16 protein-coding genes are annotated in these 19,646 nt (G+C 43.3%); 11 read left to right on the plus strand and 5 right to left on the minus strand.

Going from position 1 to position 19,646, the window contains the following annotated elements; translation table 11 throughout:
• Positions 1 to 320: 320 nt before the first annotated feature.
• Entirely contained in the window at positions 321 to 1,304 is a 984-nt protein-coding gene (locus tag CXF61_RS03645) for an ion transporter (RefSeq protein WP_165597184.1), read from the plus strand.
• Between the two features lie 127 nt (positions 1,305 to 1,431).
• Here CXF61_RS03645 and CXF61_RS03650 read toward each other — a convergent pair whose 3' ends face one another.
• The 3 genes from CXF61_RS03650 to CXF61_RS03660 form a co-directional block, all read right to left on the minus strand.
• Positions 1,432 to 2,079 carry a TerD family protein gene (locus tag CXF61_RS03650; RefSeq protein ID WP_165597185.1) on the minus strand — a complete coding sequence of 216 codons (648 nt, stop codon included), beginning with the start codon at positions 2,077 to 2,079 and terminating at the stop codon, positions 1,432 to 1,434.
• 97 nt (positions 2,080 to 2,176) lie between these two features.
• Positions 2,177 to 3,319 (minus strand): helix-turn-helix transcriptional regulator, encoded by a 1,143-nt coding sequence (locus CXF61_RS03655; protein WP_165597186.1) that lies wholly within the window; start codon positions 3,317 to 3,319, stop codon positions 2,177 to 2,179.
• Between the two features lie 211 nt (positions 3,320 to 3,530).
• Positions 3,531 to 6,371, minus strand: coding sequence for an ATP-binding protein (locus tag CXF61_RS03660; protein WP_165597187.1), 2,841 nt, complete (start codon positions 6,369 to 6,371; stop codon positions 3,531 to 3,533).
• Positions 6,372 to 6,728: 357 nt separating this feature from the next.
• Between CXF61_RS03660 and rsmG the strand changes: the two genes are divergently transcribed.
• From rsmG to CXF61_RS03710, 10 genes are all read left to right on the plus strand, one after another.
• Entirely contained in the window at positions 6,729 to 7,445 is a 717-nt protein-coding gene (rsmG, locus tag CXF61_RS03665; protein ID WP_165597188.1) for a 16S rRNA (guanine(527)-N(7))-methyltransferase RsmG, read from the plus strand.
• Positions 7,446 to 7,685: 240 nt separating this feature from the next.
• Positions 7,686 to 8,465: a ParA family protein gene (locus CXF61_RS03670; protein ID WP_165597189.1), complete on the plus strand. Its 780-nt coding sequence runs from the start codon at positions 7,686 to 7,688 to the stop codon at positions 8,463 to 8,465.
• A gap of 158 nt (positions 8,466 to 8,623) precedes the next feature.
• The gene (locus CXF61_RS03675) at positions 8,624 to 9,793 is read left to right on the plus strand and encodes a ParB/RepB/Spo0J family partition protein (RefSeq protein ID WP_165597190.1); all 1,170 of its coding nucleotides are present in this window, start codon (positions 8,624 to 8,626) and stop codon (positions 9,791 to 9,793) included.
• Between the two features lie 85 nt (positions 9,794 to 9,878).
• Positions 9,879 to 10,604, plus strand: coding sequence for a MotA/TolQ/ExbB proton channel family protein (locus CXF61_RS03680; RefSeq protein ID WP_165597191.1), 726 nt, complete (start codon positions 9,879 to 9,881; stop codon positions 10,602 to 10,604).
• Between the two features lie 65 nt (positions 10,605 to 10,669).
• Entirely contained in the window at positions 10,670 to 11,101 is a 432-nt protein-coding gene (locus CXF61_RS03685) for an ExbD/TolR family protein (protein ID WP_165597192.1), read from the plus strand.
• Between the two features lie 75 nt (positions 11,102 to 11,176).
• Positions 11,177 to 12,946, plus strand: a complete 1,770-nt coding sequence (gene msbA / locus CXF61_RS03690) for a lipid A export permease/ATP-binding protein MsbA (protein WP_165597193.1) — start codon at positions 11,177 to 11,179, stop codon at positions 12,944 to 12,946.
• Between the two features lie 66 nt (positions 12,947 to 13,012).
• Positions 13,013 to 14,143 carry a tetraacyldisaccharide 4'-kinase gene (gene lpxK / locus CXF61_RS03695; RefSeq protein WP_165597194.1) on the plus strand — a complete coding sequence of 377 codons (1,131 nt, stop codon included), beginning with the start codon at positions 13,013 to 13,015 and terminating at the stop codon, positions 14,141 to 14,143.
• Between the two features lie 49 nt (positions 14,144 to 14,192).
• Positions 14,193 to 15,005, plus strand: a complete 813-nt coding sequence (gene kdsB, locus CXF61_RS03700) for a 3-deoxy-manno-octulosonate cytidylyltransferase (protein WP_165597195.1) — start codon at positions 14,193 to 14,195, stop codon at positions 15,003 to 15,005.
• Positions 15,006 to 15,109: 104 nt separating this feature from the next.
• Positions 15,110 to 16,240: a DNA polymerase III subunit delta' gene (locus CXF61_RS03705; RefSeq protein ID WP_165597196.1), complete on the plus strand. Its 1,131-nt coding sequence runs from the start codon at positions 15,110 to 15,112 to the stop codon at positions 16,238 to 16,240.
• 111 nt (positions 16,241 to 16,351) lie between these two features.
• A complete protein-coding gene (locus tag CXF61_RS03710; protein ID WP_165597197.1) occupies positions 16,352 to 16,699 on the plus strand; it encodes a PilZ domain-containing protein in 348 nt (115 codons plus the stop codon).
• 164 nt (positions 16,700 to 16,863) lie between these two features.
• On the opposite strand, the gene ppk2 is transcribed toward CXF61_RS03710, so the two are convergent.
• Both ppk2 and CXF61_RS03720 read right to left on the minus strand, forming a co-directional pair.
• On the minus strand, positions 16,864 to 17,943 hold the full coding sequence (ppk2, locus tag CXF61_RS03715; RefSeq protein WP_264755659.1) for a polyphosphate kinase 2: 1,080 nt from the start codon (positions 17,941 to 17,943) through the stop codon (positions 16,864 to 16,866).
• Between the two features lie 185 nt (positions 17,944 to 18,128).
• Positions 18,129 to 19,643, minus strand: a complete 1,515-nt coding sequence (locus CXF61_RS03720) for an acetyl-CoA C-acetyltransferase (protein ID WP_165597198.1) — start codon at positions 19,641 to 19,643, stop codon at positions 18,129 to 18,131.
• Positions 19,644 to 19,646 lie beyond the last annotated feature (3 nt).

Raw genomic sequence — 19,646 nt, forward strand, 5'->3', positions numbered from 1 at the left:
CTGAATGTCACTTGTTTTTGATACCTGCGCAAGACATTAGCCAGCAGCTTCGCGCTGACGAACAGTTCTTAAGGTTCTCTATCTTACTAATTGTGTTTATACTGCTGGTATCGGTCTATATTTATTATCTACATTTTGTATAGCCGATAGTCAAGGCTAATAATGGACAAGTCAGTACTGAAATGAAGTGCTTCTGTTAAAAGTCACAGATGATTGCTGCAAATATATCCTATGTCCTGTGATGAAAGTTTGGTCTTTATTGTTTGACCGTTGTTTTATTCTATTAATATCAAATCGGTATTTCACCGCATAGGGCTGGCATGTTATTCCAATCTATACGGCGCTTGCGTCATTTTGTTTATGATATTTTACAAAACGAAGAACATGACACGTTATTTAGCCGTTACGTCGATTATTTTCTTATATTTCTAATTATGACTAACGTAGCTGCTGTGATAGCCGAGTCTGTCGATCAGTGGTATTACCCTTATCAAGATTACTTCACCTTATTCGAAAACTTCTCTATCGTTGTCTTTTCTATTGAGTACTTACTGCGTCTGTGGAGTGTGGCTGAAGCAAAGCCCGATAATACAACGTGGAAACAGCGATGGGATTGGCTTAGAAGTCCATCCGCATTGATTGATTTAGTAGCCATCGTACCCGCCTTTTTGAATTTCTTTGTCAACATTGATTTGCGTTTCTTGCGAATTTTACGTTTGTTTCGAATTCTAAAATTGACGCGTTATTTTGCCTCAATGCGTATCTTACTAGTCGTGATTAGCAAGGAGCGAGGCTCATTTCAGGCTGTTATTTTTATTCTTATTATTATGATTGTGACCGCCTCTAGCGGTATTTATCTGGTAGAGAATCACGCACAGCCAGATGAGTTTGAGTCCATACCTAAAGCGATGTGGTGGGCTGTGGTGACACTGACAACAGTAGGCTACGGAGATGTCACGCCAATTACTAATGCGGGCAAAATATTGGGTGCTATCATTACGATATTGGGTGTGGGTCTGGCCGCACTGCCGGCTGGTATTCTAGCGACGGGATTGGCGAATGAATTGGCTCAGCGCCGCGAGGAGCTTGAACAGCATTTTCGTGAGCAGCTCATTGATAGTGACTTTGATTTGGTACAGAATCAGATGATGATTGATAAAATTCGTCGAGAGCTTGGTTTAGATAAAGAGCAGGCACAAAATATCGTCTTACAGGTACTTCGAGAGCAAGAGCTCGAACGGCGTGAAAAAGAAGTTGAGACGCGCCAAAAGAACTTCTGTCCGCATTGCGGTGAAGTTTTATAGGCAAGTGTGAAATGATTTATGAGAGATAGGTTTTTAGCAGTTAATTGTAGTTAATGCTTTGCTTATAAAAAGAGGTCTTGTACTCGCATAGCACAGGACCTTTTATATATGCGATTACTAATTGCTCTTATATTCCCTGAGGAATGGGCAATGCACGTGCTAACTCATGAGCCACTTCTTGTGCTGCATCTGCTAGACCTTCTGCAGTGAGTGGTAAGTTTTGCAACGTTAAATGCCAGTCGTCAACAGATCGACGCAAATGCGCTACCCATAACGTCGTGCAGTCGCGTGGGAGCTGCTTAAGGTTTACCTCAAAACAACGGTTTCCTTCATCGTCACTCAGATGAATTTCGCCTTTTTTCACCCTAGAGAACGAATGACCGTGGTATGAGTTGGCGATTAAACCAATATGAGTAATATGAGCAGGAATTTTTTCGAGTTCCAATCTGATTTGTTCTTGATCAAGCGGGGCAAGATACATGGCTTGTCCACCGCGATCCTTACCATTTAAGCTATCACCTTGATGCTTGACCGATTCAGCTTTATCTCGTAATTGCTTAAACCAAACGATGTCACTGATGACGCAATTATCATCATATAACACGCAAGCCAAATCAATATCCATCGCGCTTTGATTTTTCTTAAAGCGCTTAAACATGCCTTGTGGCTCAATTTTGGTAAATTCATAATTGAGCGCAAAGAACAAAGTCCCTGCGTCTAGTCCAAGTCCTCGTAAACTATCTGACAACAGTGGGGATGGGGCAGTGGTCGACATAACTTTCCTTTTTTATTCTTAGTTTCTAACCGTTATCTAGATTTGATGTTTGCTTACTTAAGGCGTGCGGATGTTAGCCTGTCTCACGTCAGCGATGTCACTCACTGGTTGCTGTCGAAGACTTATCTAATACTGCTTGATAGAGCAGCTCAGGCTTAGCCTCTAATAACCCACTACCAAATCCACGTAGCCACCAGACCAGCTGTGAGGTTAAGTTAACAGTGGCCTTTACAGTAAGGGTGTTATCCTCATTTAACGTCACGGTTTGATCGTCATTAAGCTTACTTTCGGTCAGACTTTTACCTGCTTGCCTAGTGAACCTAAGCTCAACAGCAGTATTCTTGCCACGCTCATCCAATTCGCCAAACAGTGGGTGGCTAAAGCCCATGCTGCCTTCATCCAAATACGTATCGAGTTGAAAATTCTCTGGTGTTTTTGCAGCGGTTTCGAGAATCTCAACACTATCAAAACGATGTAAGGCAAAGGTGCGAATGGTGGCTTCTGGGTCGTCGGTACGAGTTGCCAGTAGATAGATAATCACGCCACGCTGGATAATTGCGATTGGATTTAGGATGTATTCGCTGGCTTGTAATTTGTTGCTACGAGTATAACAAGCATGAATCTGCAGCTGATAAAATAGCGCATGGTAAATATTGTCTTTACTGTCCAAATCTATATCTGGTGCGATGAGTGGCTGTGTGGCAGGCTCAATACGCACCCTGTCTATCCAAGAGTGGGTTACTTTGCTGTTTTTGAGCTGTCGCCGTGCTAAGTCAAACCAAGGAAATAATTCATCTAAGATAACAGGGGGCAGTAGCTGGGTCAGATTGGCCTCGACCATATTAAAAGCAACCGCTTGTGATAAGTTCATATGCGGCAAGCTTTGCAATGGCGCGTCTTCTTTCCAGCGCCAACCCTGAGGATTGGCATTGTTTTTTTCAATAGGGAAGCGTTTGGCAAGGGCATTCAAATCGCGTTGGACAGTACGTAGACTAATATCAAAGCCTGCCATCATCAGCTGCTCATAAATATGCGTGGTGCCTACCCAACGATTGCGCTGCAGTTGTGATAGTACTTGCCATTGCCGAGCAGTCGTTGCCGCACCATGTCGATTGTCACTAATATTGGCGGCATTGGCCTCTTTCGAGGGACCAGTGTCTACAGCTGCAAGTGCACCTGTTTGCTCACTAGGATTGGACTGAGCTTGGATGTTATCAGCATCAGTAGGATGTACAGTCATTAAGAGATACCCTTTATGAAGTTACAAGTCGGTTTCTGGCACGATATTGCTCGATCAGGAACCGTTAATCATCGCAGAAAAGCAGCGTAGCGTCTAGCGACGTTCATGCATGCGTATGTTTATTCGATGGTTGCTGCTCGATCTAGCCATAGATATAACAATGAATCTAGTCGAACAGCAATATATGTGTAACGGTAGTACCGTTCAAATTTCAACTATCATTCCCGTCAACAGCTGTTGTCTCACTATCGCTTAGAGCCTCATCAATAGGTTTAGCATCGCTTTGCTTGCTACTTTCCCCGCTGCTTTTCTCATTACTTCTCTCACCTTTTCGCTTTTCTTTTATTCTCTTATTTTCTTTCTTTTGACGTTTTTCTTTACGCTTTTTCTTCGCTTTCTTTTTGGACTTTTCATCATCGATGTCGTCCGTGCTTTCTTGGTTTTCATCCCATAGCATCAGACGGCTTAATACTTTACCAAATAAAGTATCTTTACGATAACGGCCCTTTTTATTCATGGTGTCGATGGGCAAACCAGTCATCAGCGTCAGGGCTTCACTTAGAGTATAGACGCCATAGATATGAAATTTGTCTCTATTTACGGCATCGATAATGTCGTCACGTAGCATCAGTTGTTTGACATTAGCCATTGGAATGACGACGCCTTGATCGCCTGTTAGCTCTTGCTCGCGGCAAGCGTCGAAGAAACCTGCGATTTTAGCATTGATCCCACCAACTGCTTGTACTTCGCCTAGCTGGTTCATAGATCCAGTAATCGCGAGAGACTGATTGATGGGGACGTTTGCTAATGCGGATAGCAATGCACAGCCTTCGCTCACAGTAGCACTATCGCCATCGATTTGTGCGTAGCTTTGCTCGAACGCCAGTGAGGCACTAAAATTCAGTGCATGATGCTGACTAAATAACGCTCGCAAATAGCTGGTCATAATCAGCATGCCTTTGGCGTGTAAACTACCGCCCAAGTCTACATCACGCTCAATATCAAGAATTTCACCTGTGCCAATATTGGGCTGAATGACCGCAGTAAGCCGTGCTGGCATGCCAAACTCACTATCGGCATAACTGACCACGGTTAATGCATTAACTTGTCCGATAGCGTCGCCTTGCGTTTGGATCAGCTGTTGGCCGTTTTTCAGCTCATCCCAGTACAGATCGCGCAAATATCCTGAACGCTCATCCATATCATCGATTGCTTGAGTGACATGATCTGCCGTTACCATATCATCGCTATTTAAACGCGCGTGACGGTTTGATTCATGCAATAGTTTAATCAATAAGTCACTGTGTAGGCTCAAACGGTCTTGCTCTTCAGCTTGCAAGCTTAAATGCTCAAGTAGCGTGGCCTGCGCACTACTATCAAACGGGTAAAGGTTGGCGTAGTCAATGATATCGGCCATTTTTGCGACCAGTGCCAATTCATGCTCAATGGTACGAGGCACATCGTCATGAAAATCAGCTCGGACTTTGAATACTGCATCAAATTCAGGCTCAAGCTCTAGCAGCTCGTAATATAAATCTGCTTCCCCTAACAAGATAACCTTGATATCTAAATCAATAGGCGCTGGTGAGAGAGATAGGCTACCTGTTAGCGTCAGCATTTGCTCTAGACTAGACAGTTTGATTTTTCGTGATTGTAAAGCGCGCTTTAAGCCTTGCCATGCATAAGGATGTTCAAGTACGTGGCTGGCTTCTAACAGTAAATAGCCGCCATTAGCGCGGTGTAGAGCACCTGCACGAATCATACTTACATCAGTGGTTACTGTGCCTAATTGAGTGATTTGCTCGACATGACCTAACAAATTGAGATGAGTTGGCAAATCCTCAAAGACCACAGGCGCGCCACTGTCAGGTGTATGACTGACAATAACATTGACCGCATAACGACTGGGCGTCGTAGCCAACACGGCTGTCACAAACTCCTCATCATCGCCATTGACGATACGCTCTACGTGAGTGACCATGTCATCAAATACAGCCTTGAGATATGCCACGACAAGTGGATGAGTCGCAAACTGCTCATAGATAGGGGTAAATAATGGCTGTAAAGCACGTTGGGCAATACTACGATGTAATGCCTCTATTTCATCATTGGCTTCGTCTTCTAGTTGCTCTAAGGCGATAGTCAATTGACTCAGGCGCTTTTGCATATGGTTCTTCTGCACGAAGTTATTCAGCTCAGCTTCGTATTCATTATTGCCATATGTAGAGTCTTTATTTTCTTTACTCTCATTATCTTTATTGCTCAAGATATTAACTTTTTCGCTATCATTGAGCCTTTCTGAATCTTTATGATTGCTAGGTATTTTTATTTGCTTGTCATCATCGCTGTTGCTTTCTGTAGGCAGCTGACTAGGATGAACAAATACTGCTTTATTATCGAACGAGCGAAACGTCAATGCTAGGTCATATTGTTTGCCTTCAGCATTAAGCGCGTCATAGGCATGACTTTCTTTTTGATGGGTACTGTTTTTGATGGCTTCGATTTTGCTCTGGTATTGATCACTACGAAAGCGTTGGCTTAAACGCTTTTTTGCTTGCTGCCATAAGTTATTAACTTGCTGCTGTAATAGCGAGGCTTGACCAGCTGGTAGACGCAGCGCCAATGGTGTGCGTGGATCGGTGAAATTATGCACATATACCCAATCATCTGGCGTTGGTGCGTCGGCGGCAATACGCGTCAAAAGACGACTAATCACAGTACGTTTGCCCAAACCGTTTTCACCAGCGGCAAACACATGGTAACCACTGGCTTTAATATCCAGCGCTGTATGCAATGCTTTAAGCGCGCGTTGTTGGCCGAAACCAACATCTAAGTCAGGCGCAGTACGTGTATCTGTAGGTAACTCATCAGGGTCGCTATAGCGTTTTAATTGCTCAGCGGAAATGCGACAATTTTGCTGAACTTCTATGAAGATAGGGTTTGGGGTATCAGGTGCTGTTTGCTTAGTGTTTTTTGTATCGGTAGCAGGTACTACCATATTGTTAGCGTCTTTTGATACTTGCGATATAGGGGTGTAGGGTTGTTCTGTCATAGGCGTTTGAAAAATCATCTTAAAAAGTATTAAAGGAATATGAGAAGTGATTGGTTTTATCTAGTCATGCGTATTCTGAGTTTTTTATAATCAATCATGACATCTTACAAGATATAGTCACCTATTAGCGAAGTCATTAAGCGCAGTTTTGTATCATATTTAGGCAAATGCTTGAGTAAAACTAGTAAAAAACGAATGACTTAATCAGCGAATTGGAGGCAATCAAAGCAGAATAACGCCTCATGATAAGCGTAGATAGTATAAGATGTCCCACATTGGCGCAATCTGCAACTATTCAATGGGCAGACTGCATGATAAAATAAACGGTTCACAAGTCAAAACTGGATAACTCGTTGTATGTCAGCTTCCGCTAAAAACTCTTCATCGTCTGCTAGTATGGGTACTATCAATATTGATCCGACTGGTTTCGTAAAGCTTGGTGCGCAACTGCCAAAGCTGGCCAATATCTTAGCGCAAGCGATAAATGAGCTGGGTCTGCCGTTAAGTGAAACGCAGCAGCGCACGTTATTATTGTACTTAGACCAGCTTTTACTATGGAATAAAGCGTATAATCTGACCGCCATCACTGATCCAGAAGAAGCGCTGATCAAGCATGTGATAGATTGTCTGTCTATTATAACGCATTTACCCGCCGGATCGTTGCTAGATATCGGCACGGGAGCAGGGTTGCCAGCAGTGATTATTGCCATTTGTCAGCCTGAGCGCCAGTGTACTGCGCTTGATAGCAATCAGAAGAAAATTCGCTTTATTAAGCAAATCAGCAGCGAGCTCGGTTTGAGTAATATGCAGCCGATTGCATCGCGTATTGAAGCGCATGAAGCAAGCTATGCAGTGGTGACATCACGAGCGTTTGCCAGTTTGATAGATTTTGTAGAAGTAGCGCAGCCGAGATTGGCAGATGGCGGCTTCTTATGTGCTATGAAAGGTAAAGTACCGAATAAAGAAGAGCTGCAAGCACTTGATAGTGATTGGCATATCAAAACCATTAAACTGACGGTGCCACGTTTGCACGACAGTCGTCATTTAATTGAAATGTCTGCTAAAGATAGCTAAGGCATAAACACTTCGCAGTCATGAAACAGGCACTGTTTTTTGTGAAACACAGTTTACGTCTGTATCTAAATGACATAGTATTTAAAAGCATTTAAAATGCTCGACCACAAACTGAACATTTTAGACCATGAATTGCTTATTTTTAGATACTGAGCGAGTGTCGCTGTGTAAGATTGAATAAAAAAATAATCGTACCAACCGAGTCAAAAGTAATAGACCCTAATAAAATTGAGTGAGTGTATGGAAATCATAGCAATTGCGAATCAAAAAGGCGGTGTGGGTAAAACCACAACGGCAGTAAATTTGACCGCCAGCTTGGCCGCTAAACGCAAGCATGTACTGCTGATTGACTTAGACCCACAAGGTAATGCGACCAGTGGTACAGGTGTTGACAAAAACGAGTTGGATCTTACCATAGCGGACGTTTTGCTAGATGGTGTCGCGTTGTCTGAAGCAATTGTTACTAGTCCTGCAGGGTTCGATGTCATCGGTGCCAATCGCGATTTGGCTGGCATGGACATTACCTTAATGAGCAAGACCGATAGTCATGAGCTGTTTAAAACCGCCATGGCTGAATTGGTTAACGATCAGATATCCACACAAAAACAGCCATACGATTATGTGATTATCGATTGTGCGCCTAGTTTGAATCTACTGACGATTAATGCGTTGGTGGCTACGGATAGTGTGATTATCCCTATGCAGTGTGAGTACTATGCACTAGAAGGGTTGGCTGACTTATCACAAACGATTGAACGTCTTACAGAGTTGAACCCTAAGCTATATATACGCGGTGTGGTCAGAACGCTATTTGATGCGCGTAACACGCTTGCCCGTGATGTATCTACTGAGTTAGAAGCGCATTTTGGCGATATCATGTACAAAACCCATATTCCGAGAAATATTCGCTTGGCAGAAGCCCCTGCGCATGGCTTACCAGTTATTGCGTATGAGAGGTGGTCAAAAGGCGCGCGCGCGTATCAAAAGTTGGCCGCTGAAGTGATGAAGCAAAGCAGCTAGTTTTTATCTAAAGTCTCTCACAAAGGATTTTTAGATAAAAAGTGTCACTGATCAAGACAGTAAATGAATAGCATAAGCATAGAGCACTTAACATTGTATTTAGTAAGCCGCATCAGTAATCAATTGGCTTTTATTTTAGCGTTAGAGGATAGGTAATCATGGCGAAGAAAAGAGGGTTGGCTGCTAATCGGGGCTTAGATGCCTTATTAGGGTCAATCAAAAAAGAAAAGCAAATTACCGCCTCTGCCTTGCAAGACGACATGGTGGCGCGTGAAAATGCTGCGCCAGATATTAATGTGCCTGTAGATACTAATGCGCCTATAGATACTGTATCCACAGACATAGCGCCTGATATCACTCCGACAAAAGCCAGTAAAAAATCATCTGCGAAGACTACTGATAACGATGCTGCTAGTGAGAGTAGTACTCGCGCGCCACGTTCATCTCGTACTACTAGCAAGACGCCGCTCAACAAATCGCGTGGCAATAGTGCAGATACGAGCACAACCGAAGACCAGATTAGCCTTGTCCAGATCGATGTCACACGTTTGCAAGCAGGTAAGTATCAGCCTCGTCGTGATATGAGTGAGACAGCACTTGCAGAATTGGCGTCTTCTATCGAGCAGCATGGCGTGATGCAGCCTATCGTTATCCGTCCGCTACTGGCAAACGAAGATAAAAGTGAAGCATTTGTCACTCATGAAATTATCGCTGGTGAACGCCGTTGGCGCGCAGCAAAAATGGCAGGAAAAGCAGTTATCCCTGCGATTGAGCGCGCCTTATCTGATGAGTTGGCAATTGCATTAGCACTGATTGAAAATATTCAGCGCGAAGACTTATCAGTGATTGAGCAGGCGGCAGCATTGCAGCGCTTTCATACGGAATTTGGTATGAGTCATGCCATGATCGCTGAAGTCGTCGGCAAGGCGCGTACGACAGTATCGAATCTACTCCGCTTAAATCAGCTGCATGATACAGTAAAAGACCATTTAGCCAACAGTGCGCTAGATATGGGTCATGCTCGTACACTTTTAGCATTGTCCTCTGAACAACAACCTATCATCGCGCAAAAGATTATCGATGGCGGTATGACCGTGCGAGAAGCAGAAAAATTGGTCAAATCCATCTTGCAGCCAGCGCCCAAAATCAATCGTGCTGAACAAGCGCAATCTCGTGATGTAGAGCGTTTAACCCAGAGATTAACAGACATGCTTGGTGCTGAAGTCAAACTAAAGCATAAAAAAGATGGTCAAGGTAGTGTTGAGATATTTTTCCACAATCAAGACCAATTAGCTGCGTTGATCAAACATATAGAAGCTCAGGCTTAATAACGTTTGCGAGTTAGCTGTATCTATCCAAACGCTAAGTCGCCTCTGAACAACTATTTTTGCAAAAATACGGAAGAGAGTAGATATGTGGGAGTTGGTAAAAGCAGGTGGCTGGCTAATGACACCTATCGTGGTCTGTTCTATATTGGCATTAGTTATCATTATTGAACGTAGCCATACGCTACAGTTTAACAAAGTTGCTCCTAGCAGGTTGCGCGAACAGCTAATAACTCGTTTACGTGAAAATGGCGATATTGGCCGCACACAATTGATGAATGTAAAAGAAAAGACGGCGCTTGGCGATATCTTGGCAACGGGTTTGCTTTACCGTCAGTACGGGCTAGAGTCGATGACGATGCACATGCAAAATCGTGCCAGTGTACAAGTTCATCAATTAGAAAAAAACATCAATATGTTGGGTACAATTGGTGCCATTGCGCCGTTACTTGGCCTATTAGGTACGGTACTAGGGATCATATCGTCATTTTTGGCGATTACCGATGGCGCCATGCAAGATCCGACGATGCTAGCCGCTGGTGTATCACAGGCACTAATCACTACCGCTGCTGGTATGATTGTTGCTATCCCTGCGCTGGTTGCTTATCGTTATTTTCAGCGCCGTATCATTGATATTAATGCTCAGTTTGAGACTCAAGCAGGTCTTATGATTCAAGAGCTGTATGATTATCACTTGCTTGCTAGTACGCAGCCATCTACATCTTCTAGCCGTACGTCAATAGAAGATAGTATTGTGCAAGAGCGTTCATTCGGTGCGTTGGATTCGGATAAGACTAGCATAGCGGCAGTGTAGTCAATGCGGTTTTAAAGAATAGATGTCTTGAGCCTATAAATGGTAGCTGAATTAAAGAGATTGATATGCGTTTTAGAAAACCAACGGTTGAACCGCTTGAAATTAATCTGACACCGATGATTGATTGTTTACTGTTTTTAATTGTTTTTTTATTACTTGCTACCTCATTCAATCACTTTAGTCGTTTAAATATTATCCTTCCTGAAGCGGAAGGTGTCGCACTGACAGATCAAAACAACAGTATCGAAGTAGCTGTGCAAGAAGATGGTAGCTATTTGGTCAACGGCATTACACTTGCTAGTAGCAATGAGGCTGAACTGACCAGTATGTTGCAGCAAGAGGCGGGCAGCAATCGCGATATGTTATTTTTCATTGCAGCGGATGCCAATGCGACCCATCAGTCTGTGGTACGAGTAATGGATATCGCTGGAAAGCTCGGATTTTTGAATTTAAACATCAGTACAGTGGTACCCCTTGGTCAAACTCTACCACATTGACATATATAGCCTTACTACCATAAAACTGTGTTCCACACGGTCCATTCATATTATATTACCCAAATTGAGGCTTTTATGAGCCATTCCAAAACAAAAAAATTATCTAGCAATGCACAGTCATTATCAACTCCTAAACTTAGTACATTATTACGTCTTTTGAGCTATTTAAAGCCTTATTGGTGGGCGTTACTATTAGTAATAGTGGGGTTTGCAATTAATGCAGGGACAGAGATCTGGATTGCCAAGTTATTACAATATATTACTGATGCTATTAATCAAAATGACCGTAGTAAACAAGCTTTATTTCCACTGTTAATTATTGCATTGTTCTTTGTACGCGGTGTTGGTAGCTTTCTGGGTAACTACTATTCTGCTCTGGTCTCAAGAAATCTAGTTTATAAACTGCGAGTGGAAGTTTTTAATAAGCTTTTACGCTTGCCAAGTTCTTTTTACTTGGCCAACTCCTCTGGAACTATTTCATCGAAGCTTATCTTTGATGTAGAGCAGGTAACAGCGGCCAGTACCGATTCAATGAAAACCTTAGTGCGTGATGGTTTGACAGTTATAGCGTTAATAGGGTTTTTACTTTATACCAATTGGCGATTGACCTTGATTTTGTTTTTAGTCTTGCCGCCCATTTTATGGTTGGTTAGAGTGGCTTCCAAACGATATATTAAACTTTCCAAAGGTATCCAAGAAACCATGGGTGGTGTTAGTCATATCACGAATGAGGTAGTTGGTGGTTATCAAGTGGTAAAAAACTATGGTGGTCAACCTTATGAAGCACGCCGTTTCGACGAAGTATCGAAAAAGAACTTGCGTCAAGGTATGAAAATCGTGGTTACCAATAGTATTAACACCCCAGCCGTACAGCTATTGATGGCGATGGCCATGTCTGTAGTAGTATGGCTAGCACTACAGCCATCAATAATCGATAATATCACAGCGGGCGAATTCATATCTTATATTGCCGCCGCTGGCTTGCTCAGCAAACCAGTACGCTCGCTCACTGATGTCAACCAAAAGCTACAAAGAGGCATTGCCGCTGGTGAGTCGATTTTTGCGTTAATTGATGAGACTGAAGAAGTTGATACAGGCATACAAAGCCCTTCTTTATCAGGTGAGGTCAATCTGAATAATGTTGGTTTAACCTATCCTGACTCAACCATCGCTTTACGTGATTTTAGTTTGGATATCCGAGCAGGCGAAACAGTAGCGTTGGTCGGACGAAGTGGAGCAGGCAAGTCGTCACTGGTTAATTTATTGACACGTACGCTCACCACGACCTCAGGTCAGATTACACTGGATGGCATACCAATTGAAGACATTAAATTAGAGAGTTTGCGCGCCCAAATCGCTATGGTAAACCAACAAGTTGTACTGTTCAATACCACGGTATTAAACAATATTGCTTATGGAAGTCTGGCTAATAAGACTCAAGCTGAAGTTGAACGAGCAGCGAAAGAAGCTTTTGCTCATGACTTTATTATGAAAATGCCAAACGGTTATCAGAGTGAAATTGGTGCTGAAGGATTACAGTTATCAGGCGGACAGCGTCAGCGTTTATCTATTGCTCGCGCACTACTAAAGGATGCACCGATTCTAATTTTAGATGAAGCCACTAGCGCACTTGATAATGAGTCTGAGTATTACATTCAGCAAGCGCTCGATAATGTGATGAAAGACCGCACCACACTGGTCATTGCCCATCGATTGACGACTATCGAATCAGCGGATCGTATTGCTGTGATGGATGGCGGCCAGATTGTTGAGTTAGGAACACATAATGAGCTAATGCAGCTGCAAGGCCACTATGCGCAAATGTATGCTCGAGATTTCGAGTAGCCAGTTTAGAAGTTTTTAGCCAATTTTCACGCAGCCATGAACCAATAAGATAAGCGATATTGATTAATGAGTATTGAGACGACAGTCACCCGCGCATGGCAACGTCAAGCTGTTTGGTTGTGGTTGTTGCTGCCTATCAGCTGGTTGTACGGTTTCATCACTTTATTGCGTCGTCAAGCTTATAAGGCTGGCCTATTATCAAGCTATCGAGCACCTATTCCTGTGATGGTCATTGGTAATATCAGTGTGGGTGGTAGTGGTAAGACGCCGCTGATTATTGCTCTGGTCAGCTACTTACAAAAAAAAGGCATAAAATTAGGGGTAATCAGTCGCGGGTATGGCGGTGATACGAGTCAAATGCCAGCATTGGTTAGTGCTACCAGCTTACCCCATGTAGTAGGGGATGAGCCTTGTTTGATTGCTCATACGACAGGCGCTGCTATGGCAGTGTGCCCCAATCGTCAGCAAGCGATTGCCACTCTATTAAAGGCAGAGCCTAATTTGCAATTGATTATTGCAGATGATGGTTTGCAGCATTATGCACTACAGCGCGATATCGAATGGATTGTGGTAGATGCCGCCCGTGGGTTTGGTAACAAGCAACTATTGCCAACGGGCTTTTTGCGTGAGCCAATGTCACGATTAGAGGGTGCCAATGTTATTTATCATGAAAAGCCAAGTACAGATTTAACTCGGACTTCTAGAAGTGGTAATAAGATACAGTCTACTGATCGTTTGACCATGCATTTGCAAGCTGCTGAGTTACAGCGCCTATGGGATCCTACATCGAGTGTAGCTCAAGTAAATAGTGTGAAGCCTCCTAATAATAGCCGAGTTCATGCTGTTAGTGGTATCGGCTATCCGCAGCGGTTTTTTGATACCTTAGAATCTATTGGCTTTGAGGTCATGGGGCATCCTTACCCTGACCATTATGATTTTAGTTTGGCTGAGCTTTTACAATATGATGATTATCCTATCATCGTAACCAGTAAAGATGCGGTAAAAATCAGCGTATTGTTGGCAGACTATACAGCGACACAAGCACTCAGTGATGAGTATATAGAGCTTGTCAGTAGACTATGGGTGTTGCCAGTGACGGCTGTATTATCAGAGAGTATTTATCATAATCTAGATGCGCAGCTAAAGACGCTAGGGATTCGTATCGACCATGATATGAACACGTCAGCCTCATTATAAATATCAGCTAATATTTTAAGTCGCCGTATAATTTTTATAGGAATACGCCATGTCGTTCGCCACCATACCTGCCAAAACCCATATCGTGATTCCTGCACGTTTTAAGAGTACACGGCTACCTGGTAAGCCATTGTTAACTATTCATGGTAAGCCGATGATACTTTGGGTAGCAGAAAAAGCGCAGACAGCAAGTTTTGCTGATGACATGTGTATAGCGACTGATGATGAGCAAATTGCAAAAGTTTGCACCGATGCAGGTTTTGATGTGGTTATGACCAGTAGTGAGCATGCTTCAGGGACGGATCGCTTGGCAGAGGTAGCAGCTATCAAAGGTTGGGCTGACCACGATATTGTGGTGAATATGCAAGGCGATGAACCCCTTGTACCACCATTGCTTTTGGAACAAGTACAGGCGCTCTTGGTAGCGGATGAGGATAGCGTGATGGCCACACTCTGTGAGCCTATCGATGACTATGATACGTTCCAGCGGCCATCGGTAGTAAAAGTGGTCAGTCAATTTGCTAATAACGTACAGCGTGCGCTCTATTTTAGCCGCGCACCGATTCCTTGTGATCGTGATGTTGTATTGGCTGATAATAACCAGATGCAACCACCGAATAACGCCTATCGCCATTTGGGTTTATATGCTTATCGTGTCAGTCTATTACAGCAGTTCGTAAACTGGCCACAAACACCACTTGAGATACTCGAAAGCTTAGAGCAATTACGTGTTTTAGAAAATGGTCAGCATATCGCAATCGCAGAAGCTGCCTGTCAGCTACCAGCTGGCGTCGATACACAAGAAGATTTAGACCGTCTAAATGCGATGAGCTTAGATAACTTTCAGAACTCTACTAAGTAATAGTCTGAGCAAAGTTGCGTACGATTCTAAGCTTCATACAACGCTAAAGTATTGTTATCTTGGCTATACCTGAAATACCTAATCAATGTGATAGAGCCATAACCATGAATAATTTGACAGGAAATATGGACGCACTAGATAACACAGACCGTATGTATTTTGCGCCACTACTGCCATGGCAAAAAGTACTGTGGTTACAGTTGACTGAGCGCGTACTTAAGCAGCAGTCTTTGCCGCATGCATTGCTCGCTGCTGGTATGCAAGGTATGGGCAAACGCGCCTTTGTATGGCGATTGGTCGCTTGGCTATTATGCCGTGAGCGTGGTACACACCCACTAGGTGCTTGTGAAGTATGTGAGAGTTGTCAGTGGCTCAAGTCGGGAACTCATCCGAGCTTGCAAGTATTACCACTCGTTAGTATGCCGATCAGTGCCGAAAGCGATGCGCTTCAAGAAAAATCAAGCAGTACAAAAGATAAAAAAGGCGCTAAAGCTACTAGCAATAGCGCACTTAAGATCAAAGTAGATGATATTCGTGCTTTGCAGCCTTTTATTTATCAAGGCGGGCAAGGGATGCGCATCTGTGTATTAGATCACGCTGAAAAAATGACGGTGGCCGCTGCTAATGCGCTGCTTAAGACATTGGAAGAACCGCAAGCGCAGGTGCATCTGTTTTTGATTAGTGATACGCCTGCTCAACTATTGCCAACGATTAAGAGTCGTGTGCAACAGTTAGCATTACAGACAATTGAGCCGACTGTTGCTGTCGATTATGTGACGCAGGCGCTAGGTCATACGATTAACCGCGAAGCCGTCGGTACCGCTGCGATTGAGCAGTTGATACAACTGGCCAATGGTGCGCCGTTAGCTGCTATCGCTTTGGCGCAAGCACCATGGTATAGCAAGCGCAGCTTATGGTTAACCACATGGCAGGCGCTACGTAGCGGTAAACGTAGTGGTGTGGCGGCAAGTGATTATTGGCAAGGTCAGCTCAATATTAAAGAGTTTATACAGCTGTCTGAGCTGATGCTCCTTGATATACGCCGTGTCTGTTTGGGCCTTGTTGAACTGCAAAAGGATGTCAATCTATCAACGATATTGGCTACTTATCAACCTACTGATAGCGGGTTAGAGGCATTTGCCAACAGCGTGCAGCAGACCAAAATCGCACTACAACAAAATGTGCAAGAAAAATTTGCCTATGATAAGCTAATGCAAGAGTTAGCAAGCTTATAGAGCCATGCTTGAGTGCTTAATTATTGTTCAAAAATTTGCAATTGTTTTTAACTATATACTATCAATTATTTATATAAATATATTAAACCCAGTTGATGAAGGAAGCTGACTATGGCAATGCCAGGACGTGGCGGGATTTTAACCTGTCATTATGAAAGTATCGAAATGTTATATGCCAGCTATTTGTCATTTGTCAGTAATGGCGCTTTGTTTGTACCGTCTGATAAAGCTCAGCAATTGGGTGATGAGGTGTTTATTGCTATCACGCTACCCAACTCTAGTGAACGTCTACCAATGAATGGTAAGATTGTTTGGATTAACTCTAAGAGTCAAGGCAGTCGACCTGCAGGGTTTGCTGTGCAAATTGGTAGTGATGTCTCTGGCCAAAGAATTAAGAATGAAGTTGAGCGCCTACTAGCGGGAAAAATCGATAGTTTGCAATCGACTTATACTATGTAGTATCTATGTAATAACTGGGTAGTATCTAGAAAACATATCTGTATCTCTAATGAGTTTGGCTGTAGTTTTGAACTTATTAATATAAAAAAGCAGCCTTATTATTTAGTAAGGCTGCTTTTTAGATCAGTTTTCTTTAATTTTTTATAGTAGTAGGCGCTAGTCGCTTAATAACGAGGCGGTACATACATATCATCGGGAATAGGTTCGCGGTAGTACTCATCATCGCGTTTGCGATTGGGTAACTCAATTTCGTCACGAGGGACTTCTTTGTAAGGGATTTGGTCGAGCAAATGGGCAATACAGTTCAGCCTAGCCCGCTTCTTGTTATTGCCTTCGACAACCCACCAAGGTGCTTCAGGAATATGAGTACGCTCAAACATGGTTTCTTTTGCTTTGGTGTAATCTTCCCAGCGTCTGCGCGACTGTAGGTCCATTGGTGAGAGTTTCCACTGCTTAAGCGGATCATATATTCGGCTCATAAATCGTGCATGTTGCTCATCATCAGTGATAGAAAACCAGTATTTTACTAAGCGAATGCCTGAGCGTACGAGCATACGCTCAAACTCTGGTACTGATTGAAAAAATTCCTCATATTGCGCGTCAGTACAAAACCCCATAACACGCTCAACGCCTCCGCGGTTGTACCAACTACGGTCAAACAATACGATTTCGCCTGCTGCAGGCAAGTGGGCCACGTAACGTTGGAAGTACCACTGTGTTTGCTCACGCTCAGTGGGAGCAGGCAGGGCAGCTACCCTGCACACGCGTGGGTTTAATCGTTGGGTAATGCGTTTAATGGCACCACCTTTACCAGCAGAATCCCGCCCTTCAAAAATAACGACAATACGCTCACCGCGATCAACTACCCAATCTTGTAGTTTTATCAGTTCTCGCTGTAGTCGTACCAACTCTTGAAAGTAGGTACGTCGATCCAGTTTTTCTTGCTCGCTCATCTCACGTCCGTTAAAACGAAAGTCACGTGCATAGTCATCTATTTCATTTTCTAGTTCTTCATCATATGTATCGATTAAGTCTTGGTGCATTTTTCGACGTAAATCATCATCAAGAATGTCTTTTTCGATGCGTTCAGTAAGAATGGCTTGTTCCTGATGGTACCGATCTACATCCTCCTCAGTCGTTAGAGATTGAAAATCAGCGGTTGTAAGCGGTTCTGTCATCATCAGTTTTTCAGAGCCAAAAATAACTTGCCTCATTTTTCTTAATAAAATTTTTGTCTTACCCATAAATATTACCTTTGTTTTGCGTATCGGCTTTTTTAAGAGGCTACTATCTAGGTCGTTTCTATCATAGCAAAGTACAGACAATAAAAAATGCCCTTTAAATAAATTAAAGGGCATTTTTTATTGATAGATATGTACTGATTAAACTAATAAGTCAGCGTATCTTGTTCACTTAAAAGTGACCAAGCTTATTTTTCTAGGATACAAGTCACGCCTTGACCACCTGCTGCGCAGATAGAGATAAGTGCACGACCTGAACCTTTTTGATCCAATAATTTAGCAGCAGTAGCTAGAATACGACCACCAGTTGCCGCAAATGGATGACCTGCCGCTAGTGATGAACCGTTTACGTTTAATTTGCTGCGATCGATAGAACCTAGTGGTGCATCTAAGCCTAAGCGCTCTTCACAGAATTTCTCATCTTCCCAAGCAGCTAAGGTTGATAGTACTTGTGAAGCGAAGGCTTCATGAATCTCATAAAAGTCAAAGTCTTGTAGAGTCAGACCAGCGCGCTCAAGCATACGTGGTACCGCATAAGCTGGTGCCATTAGTAAGCCTTCTGTGGTGCCAGATTTACCGATGAAGTCTACCGCTGCGGTTTCTTGATGGACGATATAAGCAAGTGGTTTTAGGCCGTGCTCTTTTGCCCACTCATCAGTACCTAGTAGTACACAAGAAGCACCATCAGTAAGCGGCGTAGAGTTGGCAGCTGTCATCGTTGGATTGGCATTTTTTCTACCAAATACTGGCTTTAATTTGCCCAGTTTTTCTAATGTAGTATCTGGACGCAAGTTGTTATCACGAGTTAGGCCTTTGTATGGCGTGATCAAGTCGTCAAAGAAACCTTCGTCATAAGCGCGTGCTAGGTTTTGATGGCTGTTAAATGCAAGCTCATCCTGCGCTTCACGGCTGATATTCCACTCAAGCGTGGTAATCGCTTGATGATCGCCCATTGATAGGCCAGTACGTGGCTCACCGTTTTGTGGTGAATCGATTAAGTCTTTTGGATTGAGACCCATTAGTGCTTTTAGACGTTGTTTGTTGTCTTTTGCTGCACCAAGTTTGATCAGTACTTTGCGCAAGCCATCGCCGACAGCGATAGGAGCATCAGAAGTAGTATCTACACCGCCAGTAATCGCCGAATCAATCAGACCAAGTGCAATCTTGTTAGCAGAAGCAAAGGTCGCTTGTAAGCCAGTACCGCAAGCTTGTGAGATATCATAAGTTGGCGTATGTGGGTTCAGCGCGGTATTCAATGTGGCTTCACGAGTAAGGTTGATATCACGGCTAAGTTTCATGACTGCGCCAGATACCACTTCACCTACGGTTTCGCCTTGCAGGTTATAACGCTCAACCAAGCCGTCCAATGCAGCGGTTAGCATGTCTGTGTTGCTAACATCAGCGTATGATCCGTTCGAGCGAGCGAATGGAATACGGTTACCACCTAAGATCGCAACACGGTTTAGGTTTGAAGCTGGTTTGGTCGCGCTAGTTTTTTTAGCTGGAGCAGGTTTTTTGGCAGCAGTGGTTTCCACTTTTTCATCGACCGCTTTTTTGCTAGCAGTTTCTTTAGCGCTAGTGTCTTTAGTCGAGGTGTTTTTTGCAGCAGATTCTTTTTTTGCTGTATCTGATTTTGTATCCGTTGCTTTAACAACTGTACTTTCAACAACAGGGCTATCTGGATGATTGTTTTTATTACTCATAAT

Source organism: Psychrobacter sp. 4Dc, assembly GCF_002836715.1.
Classification (GTDB): Bacteria; Pseudomonadota; Gammaproteobacteria; order Pseudomonadales; family Moraxellaceae; genus Psychrobacter.

What these genes read in the sequence shown, in the direction of transcription:
- CXF61_RS03645 (WP_165597184.1), top strand. Translation starts at nt 321, where the DNA reads ATGTTATTCCAATCTATACGGCGCTTGCGTCATTTTGTTTATGATATT.
- CXF61_RS03650 (WP_165597185.1), bottom strand. Translation starts at nt 2,079, where the DNA reads ATGTCGACCACTGCCCCATCCCCACTGTTGTCAGATAGTTTACGAGGA.
- CXF61_RS03655 (WP_165597186.1), bottom strand. Translation starts at nt 3,319, where the DNA reads ATGACTGTACATCCTACTGATGCTGATAACATCCAAGCTCAGTCCAAT.
- CXF61_RS03660 (WP_165597187.1), bottom strand. Translation starts at nt 6,371, where the DNA reads ATGACAGAACAACCCTACACCCCTATATCGCAAGTATCAAAAGACGCT.
- rsmG (WP_165597188.1), top strand. Translation starts at nt 6,729, where the DNA reads ATGTCAGCTTCCGCTAAAAACTCTTCATCGTCTGCTAGTATGGGTACT.
- CXF61_RS03670 (WP_165597189.1), top strand. Translation starts at nt 7,686, where the DNA reads ATGGAAATCATAGCAATTGCGAATCAAAAAGGCGGTGTGGGTAAAACC.
- CXF61_RS03675 (WP_165597190.1), top strand. Translation starts at nt 8,624, where the DNA reads ATGGCGAAGAAAAGAGGGTTGGCTGCTAATCGGGGCTTAGATGCCTTA.
- CXF61_RS03680 (WP_165597191.1), top strand. Translation starts at nt 9,879, where the DNA reads ATGTGGGAGTTGGTAAAAGCAGGTGGCTGGCTAATGACACCTATCGTG.
- CXF61_RS03685 (WP_165597192.1), top strand. Translation starts at nt 10,670, where the DNA reads ATGCGTTTTAGAAAACCAACGGTTGAACCGCTTGAAATTAATCTGACA.
- msbA (WP_165597193.1), top strand. Translation starts at nt 11,177, where the DNA reads ATGAGCCATTCCAAAACAAAAAAATTATCTAGCAATGCACAGTCATTA.
- lpxK (WP_165597194.1), top strand. Translation starts at nt 13,013, where the DNA reads ATGAGTATTGAGACGACAGTCACCCGCGCATGGCAACGTCAAGCTGTT.
- kdsB (WP_165597195.1), top strand. Translation starts at nt 14,193, where the DNA reads ATGTCGTTCGCCACCATACCTGCCAAAACCCATATCGTGATTCCTGCA.
- CXF61_RS03705 (WP_165597196.1), top strand. Translation starts at nt 15,110, where the DNA reads ATGAATAATTTGACAGGAAATATGGACGCACTAGATAACACAGACCGT.
- CXF61_RS03710 (WP_165597197.1), top strand. Translation starts at nt 16,352, where the DNA reads ATGGCAATGCCAGGACGTGGCGGGATTTTAACCTGTCATTATGAAAGT.
- ppk2 (WP_264755659.1), bottom strand. Translation starts at nt 17,943, where the DNA reads ATGGGTAAGACAAAAATTTTATTAAGAAAAATGAGGCAAGTTATTTTT.
- CXF61_RS03720 (WP_165597198.1), bottom strand. Translation starts at nt 19,643, where the DNA reads ATGAGTAATAAAAACAATCATCCAGATAGCCCTGTTGTTGAAAGTACA.